The organism is Paenibacillus antri, from assembly GCF_005765165.1.
Classification (GTDB): domain Bacteria; phylum Bacillota; class Bacilli; order Paenibacillales; family YIM-B00363; genus Paenibacillus_AE; species Paenibacillus_AE antri.
In genome coordinates this window covers 119,247-132,047 of the sequence record NZ_VCIW01000010.1, presented here as the reverse complement: position 1 = coordinate 132,047, position 12,801 = coordinate 119,247, and the positions used below count along the sequence as shown (strand labels likewise).

Below are 12,801 nucleotides of genomic sequence, written 5' to 3'. Positions count from 1 at the left end.
TTATACCGAGCAGGCGATGCAATCTTCCACGGACAATCGGTTCGTTCTCGTATAATACAGCGACTTCAACCCTTTGCGAGCCGCGTAAATATAGTACCGGGCGAGCTCGCGCGTCGTAATGTCGCTGTTCACGTGCAGTACGGTCGAGATGCCTTGATCGACGTGCGCTTGAATTTCGGCGATCAGGTCGAGCACCTTGAACTGGTTCATCTGATAGGCGGACTTATAGTAAAAAACGTTATCCGGCTGCAGGAACGGCATCGGATAGTAGGTCGTCGAGTTGGCGTACGTCCTCGTTTCGATCAGCTCGACGATCGGCATGACGCTGGACGTCGCGTTCTGCACGTACGAGATGCTCTGCGTCGGCGCGATGGCCAAACGATAGGCGTGGTATAGTCCATGCCGCTGGACTTCTTCCTCGAGCCGCCTCCAATCGTCCGGCGTCGGCAGGTCGACGCCCTCGAACAGCGCTGCGACGCGCGGGGTCGCCGGACGGTAGTCCGTCTCCCGATAGCGGGCGAAATAAGCGCCGGACGCGTACTCGGATTGCTCGAAGCCCTGGAACGTCCGGCCGGTGTCCCGCGCGATCCACATACTCTTTTCGATCGAATAATAATTGACCGCCATGAAGAACGCCCGGACGAAATCCTTCGCCTCTTCGCTTTCGTACGCGATCTTGTGCTTCGCCAAATACCCGTGAAGGTTCATGGCGCCTAACCCGACCGAGTGCAGCTCGCGGTTCGCCTTCGCGACGCCCGGCGCGTTCACGATGGCCGTCATATCGCTGACGGCGGTCAAGGCGGTCATCCCCTCGTGCACCGACTCCCGGATCTTGCGAAGCTCCATCACGTTCGCGATGTTCAGCGACGCGAGATTGCAGCTAATGTCCCGGCGGATGAGATCGGGCTGGCCGTAATCGCCGATTTCCGACGTCTCTTGCAGCTGGAAAATTTCGGTGCATAAGTTGGACATCCGCACGCTGCCGATGTTCTTCAACGCATGGCCTCGGTTCGCGTTCGTCTTGTTCATGATGTACGGATAACCGGATTCCATCTGCACCGAAGCGATCTTCACGAGCATGTCTCTGGCGCTCATAACGACCTTCTTCTTCACGCGGTCGTCGGCCAGCAGCGTCTCGTACATGGCGTCGACGTCCAGATCGTCGAGATGCGCGCCGTACGCTTTGTACACGGTGTAAGGCGCGAACACATGAAGCGGTTCGTTGCGCTCCGCCAAGTCGTAAAACTTCTGCGGCACGATCAGCCCGATCGATAACGTCTTCAACCGGGTCTTTTCGTCCGCGTTAATTTTCTTGCTGTCTAAGAACTCCATAACGTCCCAGCCGAAAATGTTGTAGTACGCGGCCCCGGACCCCTTCCGCTGCCCCATCTGATCGGCGTAAGAGAACGCGTCCTCCATCAGCTTCAGCACCGGCATGATTCCCTTGGCCGCGCCTTCCACCCCTTTGATCGACTCGCCTCTTCCCCGCAGCTTCGACAGGTTGACCGCGACGCCGCCGCCCAGCTTCGACAGCTGCATGCAGGTGGAGAGCACGTAGTTGATCGAATTCAACGTGTCGTCCATCTCCAGCAGGAAGCAGGACACCATCTCGCCGCGCCGGCTCTTCCCCGCGTTGAGGAACGTCGGCGTCGCCGGCTGCACCCGCTGCTCCATCATCGCGCTCGTCAACGCGCGAGCGACGTCGACGTTCCCGCGGCCCAGATGAAGCGCCACCATGGCGACCCTGTCCGCGTAATGCTCGTAATATTTCGTGCCGTCGTTGCTCTTGAGCGCGTAATCGGTGTAGAACTTACTGGCCGCCATATAGGAAGGGAACGTAAAGTCGTACCGATACGCGATCCGATAGACGTCGTCGACTTCTTCTTCGGTATAGGACGCATAGACGTTCTCGTAATAGTCGCGTTCGATCAAGTGCTTCATTCTTTCTTTCGTCGTCGCGAAGACGACGCTCTTGCCCGCCACCTCGTCCATGAAGGCGGCGACCGCTTCCCGATCCCGCTCCAGCCGGAAGAAGCCTTCCCGATCCCGCTGCATCAGCAGATTGTTCAACTCAATATGTCGCAAGTCGCTGTACCCCCGTGAGAAAAGTTTGTACGTCGCGGCTCGTGCCCGACAGCTCGAACTTCGAGACGATCGGCACGCCGAACGCGCGGGAGATAGAGTCCGCGCTCTTCGCGAAGCTCTCGCCCCAATTCCGATTGCCGCTGGCCGCCACCCCGCGAAGGAAAGCGGAATTGTTGTTCAAGAACGCCATGACCTTCTCGGGCGGCTGGCCGAACCCGGTCGTATACGTGACCAGCACGAACGGCTCGTCCACCGTCAGCTCGTCCTGGATTTTGCGCGACGGCAGCTGCAGCTTCCGAATGAAGCGCTGCACGTTGCCGGTTCTGGATTCGAACATCACTAACATCGTCGATCGGGCTCCTCTCCTGCATAAAAAAAAGCGCACCCGGCAAGGAACGCGATGCCGAATACGCTTTGAGGACAGCTCATGCGAAAAAAAAGCACGCTGCAAACGAAGCAAACGTCGGACACCTTCCTATCTGCCGTAGGGGTTGTCGAGAATAGGCAGGTCTCCTGGCTCGGAATCGTCATGCGCTTCGCCTTCCCGGCCGAATACCGGCCAGTGGCGTATTGAAGCGCACTCCTCCATACAGTGGCGGGACCGCGCCGGATTTTCACCGGGCTTCCCTATTAAGTCTACTTTCGGCTCGAAAGTAAGACACCTATTCGAAAAACAATATGTAGATGTTGGATACTAATTTATCTCAATATATTGAGGTTGTCAACGTCGATAACGAAAAAAACGAGGAGCCGCTCGAGGCGGCTCCTCTTCCGTCTTCGCTAGATTCGGGCTTCATAGATACGTATATCGGCCACGCTTTCGAGCTCTACGCTCGCCGAGCCTAAGCCTTCGGCCTCTACCGTGACGCGAACGTCTCCCGCATCCAGCGTCGACTGCACGATCGCCAGCGCCAAGCCGTTGAACGTCCGGCGGCGGTTCGACTTATAAGGCTCATGGCAGTCGGGCTTGCCGTTGTCGGCGCCGATCAGCGCTCCCGCGCCTTCCGCGCGGAACGCGAGCTGCACGTCGGCGGTCGGAACGGTTCTGCCCGCCTCGTCGACGACGCGCACCGTCACATGGCAGACGTCGCGGCCGTCCGCCGCGATCGTCGCGCGATCCGCTTCGACCAGGATCGCCGCCGGTTCCCCCGTCGTCGCGACCTCCGTCTCGACGGCGACCGCGCCTCCTCTATACCCGACGAGCCGCAGCGTGCCCGGCTCGTACGGGACGTCCCACGTCAGATGCAGATCGGACGTCGTGACGTGGACGTACGGCCGTTCGAAATGCGCCCACTCCTTCGTCATCCCTTGCCGGGGAAATTCATACGACTTGACCCCGAACGACTTGCCGTTCACGAACAACTCCGCGCTCTCGCAATTCGTGTAGCAGACGACCGGGAGGACCCGCCCTTCCTGCCCCGCCCAATTCCAATGCGGAAACAGGTGAGCCATCGGACGGTCCGTCCACTGGCTCTGGTAGAAATAATAGCCGTCCTTCGGAAATCCGCATGTGTCGATCACGCCGAAGCTGGCGTTCTTGTTCGGCCATCTCGTCTCGCCGATATAATCGATGCCCGTCCACATGAAGTCGCCGGCGACGAAGTCGTGCATCCGCGTATACTTCCAGAGCTGTTCGACCCCGATCATGGCCGTCGGATACGGAGCGCGCCACCACTCGTCCGTCGACGGCTCCAACGAATACTCCCCTCGGACGGACACGATGCCGGGATTTTCGGTCCCGATGACCCGTCTGTGCGGATACCGGTGCCGGTCCTCGCTATAGAACGTCTCCGTCCGCGTGCGCCAGCGCCCGACGTAATTGTAACCCACCACGTCAAGCGTCTCGAGGAACGCCTCCGTCGCGGGTACCGGCTCCGCTTCGATGTTGTCGCAGGCCGCTGTCACGGGACGCGTCGGGTCTTCGCGGCGGCAGACGTCGATCAGCCGACGGGCGACGTCGTGCCCGTCCGGCTCCCGCTGCTCCGGAATTTCGTTGCCGACGCTCCAGATGACGACGGACGGATGATTCCGGTCGCGCCGGAGCATCGTCGTCAGATCGCGCTCCGCCCACGCGTCGAAATATTCGGCATAGCCGTGGACGTCCGCGCGCCCGTTCTTCCACTTCGTGATCGTCCACTCGTCGAACGCTTCGCCCATCACGAGGAAGCCCATCCGGTCGCACAAGTCGAGCAGCTCGGGATCGGGCGGGTTATGGCTCATTCGAATGCCGTTGCAGCCCATCTCCTTCAACAGCTGCAATCTCCGCTCCCACACCCGCACCGGCACGGCCGCACCGACGCACCCGCCGTCGTGATGCAGACAGACGCCGTTGATTTTGACCTGACGGCCGTTCAGCAGAAACCCGCGGTCGCGGTCGAACACGGCGGAACGCACGCCGAACGTCGTCTCCTCCGCGTCTACCGTCTCGCCGCTGCGGACGAGCGTCGTTCGAAGGGTATACAGCTGCGGGTTTTCGACGGACCACAGCGCCGGCCGTTCCAGCCGAAGCTCCTGCCGCAGCTCCAGCGTCGCTCCGGCTTCGATCGGCGCCGATACCGTCTCGACGGACGCAATTACGGCGCCCCGCGCATCGAGCGCCTCCGCGCGCAGAACGATCCCCTCCGCCGCTCGATCGCCGTCGTTGACGACGCGCGTTGCGACCGCGACCGTCGCCCCGTCCGGCGAGACGTCCGGCGTCGTTACGAAGACGCCGAACCGGTCGATATGCAGCCGGTCCGTCGCCTGCAGCCAGACGCGGCGCGTGATGCCGGAGCCCGAATACCAACGCGAGTTCGGCTGTGCGCCGTTGTCGACCCGGACCGCAATGACGTTCGTTCCGCCGAAGACGAGATGCGGCGTCAGGTCGTACTCGAAGCTCCCGTAGCCGAACGGGTACCGCCCTAGATGCGCCCCGTTCACCCAGACGTCGCTGTTCATATAGACGCCGTCGAACTGGACGGTCGCCTTCCGGCCTATCCATGCCTCGTCGGCGACGAACGACTTACGGTACCAGCCGACGCCGCCCGGGAGATATCCGCCGTCGCCGCCGGAAGGGGCATGCTCGTCGAACGCGCCTTCCGCGCTCCAGTCGTGAGGCGCATGCACGGTACGCCACGAACCGTCTTCGAACGCGACGGCCTCCGCGCCGGCGATGTCGCCGAGCGCAAACCGCCACTCCCGGTCGAACGAATATCTGATTCTTCCTTCCATGTCCGTTCCTCCCCGTTTCAAGAAAGAGGCCTCCCGTTCGGGAAGACCTCCTCGATTCCACTATCGCTTCAGCATGCGAATCCCGTTCGTCGGCAGCGCCAGCTCGCCCGTCACGGACGCGCCGGTCTCCAAGTCGACGTACGCATGAGCGTCAAGCGCGACGGTCTGCGGCGCGCCGCTGAAGTTCATGACGAACACGTACTCGTTCTCTCCGTCCGTCCGCGCCTGCGCGGTGACGCCCGCCGGGAGCTCGGTCCCCAGCACGCGCTTCACGCCCGCTTCCGCCGCCAGCTTCGCGTAGAACCGCTCGTAGAAGGGCTCCTTCGCCCGCGTCGCCAAATAATACGCCTTGCCTCGGCCGAATCGGTTCACCGTCAGCGCCGGGCGCCCGGCGTAGAAGTCGCTCTCGTACGTCGCGAGCACCTCGGCGCCTTCGCTGTGGATCAGATCGCACAGCTCATGCGACTCGTATGCCGCGCCGTCGTAGACGAAGCCGTTCGCGTCGTGCGGGTGCAGGCCCTCGAGCTCCTCGGACCAGAGGCCGAGCGTCTTCCGCAGCGGCCCCGGGAAGCCGCCGAGATGGCATAGATCGTTCTCGTCCACGATCCCGCTCCAATACGTCGTTACGAGCGTGCCGCCCGCTTCCACGTACGCTTCGAATTTGCGCCCCGCGGCATCGTCGAGCATGTACATCATCGGCGCGACGACGAGCTTATATGCGGACAAGTCCGCGTGGCGGCTCACGACGTCGACGGAGATGCCGAGCTCCCAGAACGCGCGGTAATGCTGCACGACCGTCTGCTCGTAGTGGACGCCCATGTTGCGCGGACCTTGCGCGTCGCGAATCGCCCAGCGGTTGTCCCAGTCGAACACGATCGCGACGCGCGCGTCCGTGCCCGCGCCGAGCACGTCGCTCGACAGCTTCTCGAGCGTCTCGCCGACCTCGGTCACGTCGCGGAAGACGCGCGTATGCTCGTGGCCGACGTGGTCGACGACCGCGCCGTGGAACTTCTCGCTGGAGCCCCGGCTCTTGCGCCACTGGAAGTATTGGACCGTATCCGAGCCGTGCGCGATCGCCTGCATCGAGCTCAGCTTATGCATGCCCGGCCGCTTCAGCTTGCTCACCGGCTGCCAGTTCGTCAGGCTCGGCGTGCTCTCCATCAGCATGAACGGCTTGCCCTTGAGCGAACGGAACAGGTCGTGATTGAACGCGAACCAAGAGGCGACCTGCGCCTCGCTCGCCTCGGCGTGCCAAGTCGGGTACGCGTCCCAAGAGACGACGTCCACCGCTTCGGCGAACTTCCAATAGTCGAGGCCGTCGAACAAGTCCATCATGTTCGCGGTCGCGGGCAGCGCGGGGTTCGCCGCCTTCAGCGGCGCTTCCTCCCACCGATAGAAGTCGATCGTCTGGTCCGTGACGAACCGCCGCCAATCGACGTTCATGCCGTGCACCGCCATCTCCCCGTGCGGCGCGGGCGATTGAATTTGCGACCAATCGGTAATCGTATGCGCCCAGAACGCGTTCCACCAAGCATGGTTCAGCGCCTCGAGCGTGCCGTACTTCCGCTTCAGCCATTCGCGGAACGCGTCTTGGCAATAATCGCAATGGCACTCTCCGCCGAATTCGTTCGAGATATGCCAGCCGACCACGGCCGGATGATGCGCATACCGCTCGGCCAGCTTGCCGTTCATAATCGCGACCTTCTCGCGGTACACCGGCGACGTGTAACAGTGATTATGCCGGGCGCCGTGCAGGTTGCGCACGCGATTGGCCCCGACGCGCAGCACCTCGGGATACTTCTGCGACATCCAGGCCGGCCGCGCGCCGCTCGGCGTCGCGAGCCAAGCGTACAAGCCGTTCGCCGCGAACTCGTCCAACGTCTTGTCGAGCCACTCGAACGTAAAGACGCCTTCTTCCGGCTCGAGCGCCGCCCAGGCGAAGATGCCGAGCGCCATCACGTTCGAATGCGACAGCTTCATCAGCCGAACGTCTTCCTTCAGCACCTCCGGCGCATGAAGCCATTGATCCGGGTTATAGTCCGCCCCGTGCATGAAGACGGGCAGTTTGGCGCTGATCGGGGGATACCGCTTGGTCATAATGCTCTCCGCTCCTCTGTTTCCATGATGAAAATAAAACGCAGCGGCGCAAGGATAAACGGATATGCCGTCCTCTAGAGGACGGCATCCGTTTACGATTCAGGCGTTACATACGAGCCTGAAGCCTTCTCTGCCGCTGTGGGCGAAAACTTCTTATTGATTCGCCAAGAACGCGTCGATCTGAGCTTGCAGCTCGGCTTGGATTTTGTCGACGCCGGCGGCCTTCAACTGCTTATTCAGTTCCGCGATGCCTTGGTCGATATCCTTCACCAAGCCGTATTCGAGCGGGATGCCGTACCGCAGCATCACGTTGCCGACGGCGGCGATTTCCGACTTCACCTTGCTGTTATCGAACACGAACGTCTCGAGCGCGTAGTGGTAGACGCCGCTCTCGAAGCCATTCACCATATCGCTGACTTCTTTCGGGAACGCTTCGTTGGTGCGGTTAAGCGGCGAGTTGAAGCTCCAGTTAGAAAAGCCCGTGTAGTTCGCGCTCTTGTCCGTCGATTTGAACAAGTCGTCGCCGACCGGCTCATAGTGCACGCCTTGGACGCCGTACATGATCAGATCGTGAATTTCCTTGTCGTACTGCATCAGATCGATCAGCATCAGCGCGCGCTCCGGGTGCTTCGACGTCGCATGGATCGCCGTGCCGTTCTGCGTCGAGATCGCGACCGACTTCGCCTTGCCTACGTTGATGTCGGCGACGGCGACTTCGTACGGGGAGCCCTCCCGGCGCATCTGCTCCATGAGGGAGCCCGTCGTGCCGGTGTTATGGGTAATCGACGCCGTTTTGCCTTGGCGGAAGTCCTGCTGATGGTCGTTCTTGCTGTTCAAGACGTTCTTGGACCATGCGTTGTTGTCCGCGAGATCCTTGTAGTACACGACCAAATCTTTAAACTCTTGCGTCTCGTACACGTTGAACACTTGGCCCTTCTCGTCCTTCAGCTTGAACGCGAACGGAAGATCGAGGTCGAACATGTTCCACTCGTTCTGCTGCTTGAGCAGGATCCGGTCCAAGTTGTGGTATTTCCAATCGCCCGTCTCCGGCGTGAACGGCGTGACGCCTTTCTCGTTCTGCGCGACCGCCAACAGATAGTTCGCGAACGCTTCCGGGCTGTCGATCGCAGGGAGGTTATACTTCTTGCGCAGATCCTCGCGGTACAGGATGATCTTCTCGACCGATTCGCCGTTGTTTTGCGGCACCATATACAGCTTGCCTTGCACCTTCGCTTGATCCCAGTTGACCGAAGGCGTCGATTCCCAGGCCTTCGGAGCGTACTTCTGCAGCATGTCTTCCGTCAGCTCGAGGAAGCCGCCCTTGAGCGCCTGGTCGTTATATCCGGCCCAGTTCGCCGCGTAGATGAGGTCGAAGTCCTCGTTCGCCGCGAGCATCATCGGATATTTCTGCGCCCAGTCGGACCAATCGAGGAACTCGCCTTCGAGCGTCGCGTTGATTTTCTCTTTCAGCTTTTTGTTGACTTCCGCGAACACCGCGTCGTAATCGACCGGCTTCGGGCCGACGAATACCATCTTCAGAGCGACTTCTTCCGTAGTGTCGACTCCGCCTTCGCTCGGCGCAGCGGCGTTATCCGTCGACGGCGAAGCATCGTCTTGCGCCGGAGCCTCGTTGACCGGTTCGGTCCCGGCGTTGTTGCCGCCGCATGCGGCGAGCGCCATCATGGAAGCCAGGGTTGCGGCGAGAAGCATCTTTTTGTTTTGCATGAGGTAGTTCCCCCTAATAAATGATGAATGCTATCGATAAACCAGGAAAGCCTGGGTTCATCCTTATCCTTTGACCGCGCCGATCGTCATGCCTTGTACGAAATACTTCTGAATGAATGGGTACACCGCGAGGATCGGACCGGTCGCCACGACCGTCATCGCCATCTTGAGGCCCTCGGAAGGCAGCGAGGTCGTATTGACGGCCCCGGCGCTCATCATAGCTTTCCTCATGCCGTCCATATTGCCCAGCATTTTGTATAGATAATATTGGAGCGGCACCAGCTTCTCGTTCGAGACGAACAGCAAGGCGTTATACCAATCGTTCCAATACGCGAGCGCCAGGAACAATCCGATCGTGGCCAAGGCCGGCTTCGACAGCGGAAGAATGAGCTGAGCGTAAATCCGGAAATCGCCGGCGCCGTCGATCTTCGCCGATTCGACGATCGCCTCCGGGATGCTGCTCATGAACGACTTCATGACGATAATGTAGAAGACGTTCAGCATCATAGGGACGATCAGCGCGAGCGCGGTATCCTTCATCTGCAAATAGTTGACGATGAGCAGATACCACGGGACGAGACCGCCGCTGAACAGCGTCGTGAAGAAGAAGTAGAACGCGAATCCGTTGCGCCACTTGAAATCCTTCCGCGACAGGACGTACGCCGTCATCGAGGTGAGGAATAGTCCTACGAACGTACCGACCGCCGTCACGCCGATCGTCACGATATACGCGTTGATCAGCTGCTGCGGATATTTAAACAAGATGCTGTACGCTTCCGTCGAAAAGTGTAACGGAAGGAATTGGTATCCTTCCACGACGATCGTGCTTTCTTCCGTCAGGGACGAAGACACGACCAAGATGAAAGGAACGATACAGAGCACCGCCAGAATCGTCAGCGACACATACCCGATCGTCGAGAAGAGCGTCCGGTCCAGGTGGCTCCGTCTTCGAACCGCCGGAACGAACGGTTTACCGAAGCTCGCATCCTTAGCGTTCATGTCATCGCCTCCTTTAGAATAATGCGCGGTCGCGGTCGTATCGACGGACGGCGTAGTTGACGAGCATAATCGTCGCGAAGCCGAGCACCGATTGGAACACGCCCGCCGCGGCCGACATGCCGATATCGTTCGAAGTGATGAGCGAACGGAACACGTACGTATCGATGACGTCGGTGGAAGAGAACAACAGTCCGTTATTTCCGATCATGTTGTAGAACATGCCGAAGTCGCCTCGGAAGATGTTGCCTACCGCGAGCAGCACCAGGATGATGACCGTCGGATACAGATTCGGGATCGTCACCTTCATGACGCGTTGGAAGATGTTCGCGCCGTCGATTTCCGCCGCCTCGTACATCTCCGTATCGATGCCGGTGATGGCGGCCAGGTACATAACCGTTCCATAACCTAACGTCTTCCACGCCGATACGGCGACCAGGATGAACGGCCAGTACGAAGGCGTGTTGTAGATGTCGATCGGCTCCAAACCTAACCCTCTTAACAGCGCGTTCACGGTGCCGATATCGTAGTTTAACAAGTTATAAGCGATCGCGCCGACGACGACCCACGAGATGAAGTACGGGAGGAATAAGACCGACTGCGTCAGCTTCTTGAACCACTTGCCCCCGACCTCGAAGAGCAGAATCGCCGCGAAAATTTGGAGCAAGTTGTTTACGACGATGAACGCGATATTGTACAACGCCGTATTTCGCGTTACCCTCCAGGCATCCCCGGATTCGAAGAAAAACCGGAAGTTGTCCAAGCCGTTCCAGGCGCTTCCGAAAATCCCCCCGATATAGTCGTAACGCTTGAATGCGATTACAATCCCCGCCATCGGGAGATACGCGAATATCAGGTAGAAAAGAACGGCCGGTGCCAACATCAGCAAGAGGATCTTGTACCTTGCCAAGTCATCCCAGAACCTGCGCAGTCTCATTCTTGATCCCTCTCTTCTCTCTATGTGTATCTTAATTATAGAAAGTTTTCGGCTGCGAAATAATTAAGGGGAACAACGAAAAGTAATACGAATTCAACGATTCTCCCTTCGACTCCTTTATAAAAAAGACGCCGGTTCTGATCCCGGCGCCGCGTCACATTTTATTCTTCTTCCGATACTCTCCGGGCGAGACGCCCGCGTATTGCTTAAACTGCCTGTTGAAATAAATAATGTTCTTATAGCCGACCTGATCGGCGATTTCGTAAATTTTCTTCGTCGGGTCTTGCAGGAGCTCGCATACCCGTTTCATCCGCAGCTCGTTCAGGAAGTCGCTGAACAATTGATTCGTTTCCGCCTTGAACAGATGGCCCAAATAATTCGGAGTGAATCCGAAGTGCGCGGCGACTTCGTTCAGCGTAATTTTCTGATCCAAACGCTCCTTCACGTATTCCGTAATTTTATGGATCAACCCGCGCTTCTGCTTCTGTCTCTTCAAGTACAGCAGCTCGGACAACTCGAAGAATCTCCTTCGAAGCCAGGAGATGATGTCGTGTACGGTTTCGAACTGGAAGAGGATGAGGGGCTGATGGCTCTCCCACTTCAAGATGTCGTACAGATGCTCGTTCATCTGCTGCAGCTCCGCATGAAGCTTGGAATTGATCCGAATGATCAGGTCGTAAATTTCGTTCTTTCGGGACAACGGGCTGTCCCCGCCGAACAGCTCGAGCAGGCAATCGTCGACGGTCACGAGGTCGTATTCCAGCATGGCTTGCAGCATCCGATCGACGACCTCTTCCACGTCGGGGGCCATCTTGGCCTTCGGGGACCAGACGGAGGCGTCTTGGATCAGCCGATTTTTCCCGACGATCCACTTGATGCCGAGCGCCGCCTTCGCCTGCCGATAGGAATGATGAAGCTCGTCGACTTGGGTCGTATATTTCCCCGTCCCGACCGTGATCGAGAAGGCGAACGACTGATAGAACGATTGTATCAACCGTTCCAACAGCGCCTTGGCTTCGTCCTCCGGCGGCGTCGTCAGCACGACGAACCGGTGATCGCGGCCCGCGATGACCGTCCCCAACGAGTTGTCTCTCGCGAAGCCGCGGATGTAATCGGCGACCTTCCCGATGAAGGCGTGCCGTTCTCCCTCGTCCATGCCTTCCAGCTTCCAGGCCAGATCGTCGACCTCGACGAGCGCGACGGCCGAGCCGCCCGACGCGACCGGCGTCAACAAGCCGCGGACATGCGAGTCGATCTGCTCCGGCGTCCCTTCGTGGAACCAGCGCAGCACCAGCTCCTGGTTCACGAGCGACAACGTTTCCGATAGCGACGCCCGCTGATGCCGCTCTCTCTCGATCTTCCCGGCGAGCTCGATCAGCATGTCGTTCAACTCGCGATCGTCCACCGGCTTGAGCAAATACCCGGCGGCCCCGAGCTGAATCGCCTCCTTCGCGAAGCCGAAATCCTGATGCCCGCTAATGAATACGACTTGAACCTGGGGGTTCACTTCCTTGGCCTTCCGAACGAATTCCATGCCGGACATGATCGGCATCCGAATGTCGGACAGCACGACGTCGATCGATTGCTGCTCCATGATCTTGAGCGCCTCGAAGCCGCTGGAAGCGGTTGTTACGCTTTGGAAGACGACCTGCTCGTTGCCTGCCACCCGCCTCCGCAGCCACTCCAAATCGACCGCTTCGTCGTCTACCAGCAAAATAGTAATGTCCATAGGTTGCTCTTCCTTCCATCGC

Annotated in this window: 8 protein-coding genes and 1 riboswitch; all 8 genes read right to left on the bottom strand. The window is 59.3% G+C overall.

From position 1 onward, the window contains the following. A complete protein-coding gene (nrdE, locus tag FE782_RS16175) occupies nt 1-2,085 on the bottom strand; it encodes a class 1b ribonucleoside-diphosphate reductase subunit alpha (RefSeq protein ID WP_138195260.1) in 2,085 nt (694 codons plus the stop codon). After that, nucleotides 2,072-2,431: a class Ib ribonucleoside-diphosphate reductase assembly flavoprotein NrdI gene (nrdI, locus tag FE782_RS16170; protein WP_138195259.1), complete on the bottom strand. Its 360-nt coding sequence runs from the start codon at nt 2,429-2,431 to the stop codon at nt 2,072-2,074. Before nrdI ends, nrdE begins: the two co-directional genes overlap by 14 nt. Nucleotides 2,432-2,571: 140 nt before the next feature. Next, nucleotides 2,572-2,766, bottom strand: a riboswitch (cobalamin riboswitch). Between the two features lie 99 nt (nt 2,767-2,865). Continuing rightward, entirely contained in the window at nt 2,866-5,295 is a 2,430-nt protein-coding gene (locus FE782_RS16165) for a glycoside hydrolase family 2 TIM barrel-domain containing protein (protein WP_138195258.1), read from the bottom strand. A 60-nt stretch (nt 5,296-5,355) separates the two neighbouring features. Beyond that, on the bottom strand, nt 5,356-7,392 hold the full coding sequence (locus FE782_RS16160; RefSeq protein WP_138195257.1) for a beta-galactosidase: 2,037 nt from the start codon (nt 7,390-7,392) through the stop codon (nt 5,356-5,358). Between the two features lie 153 nt (nt 7,393-7,545). After that, nucleotides 7,546-9,117, bottom strand: coding sequence for an ABC transporter substrate-binding protein (locus FE782_RS16155; RefSeq protein WP_138195256.1), 1,572 nt, complete (start codon nt 9,115-9,117; stop codon nt 7,546-7,548). Between the two features lie 63 nt (nt 9,118-9,180). After that, complete coding sequence (locus tag FE782_RS16150; protein ID WP_138195255.1) at nt 9,181-10,116, bottom strand: carbohydrate ABC transporter permease; 936 nt, start codon at nt 10,114-10,116, stop codon at nt 9,181-9,183. Between the two features lie 13 nt (nt 10,117-10,129). Then, nucleotides 10,130-11,050 carry an ABC transporter permease gene (locus tag FE782_RS16145; RefSeq protein WP_138195254.1) on the bottom strand — a complete coding sequence of 307 codons (921 nt, stop codon included), beginning with the start codon at nt 11,048-11,050 and terminating at the stop codon, nt 10,130-10,132. Between the two features lie 154 nt (nt 11,051-11,204). After that, nucleotides 11,205-12,779: a response regulator gene (locus FE782_RS16140; protein WP_138195253.1), complete on the bottom strand. Its 1,575-nt coding sequence runs from the start codon at nt 12,777-12,779 to the stop codon at nt 11,205-11,207. Between the last annotated feature and the right edge of the window lie 22 nt (nt 12,780-12,801).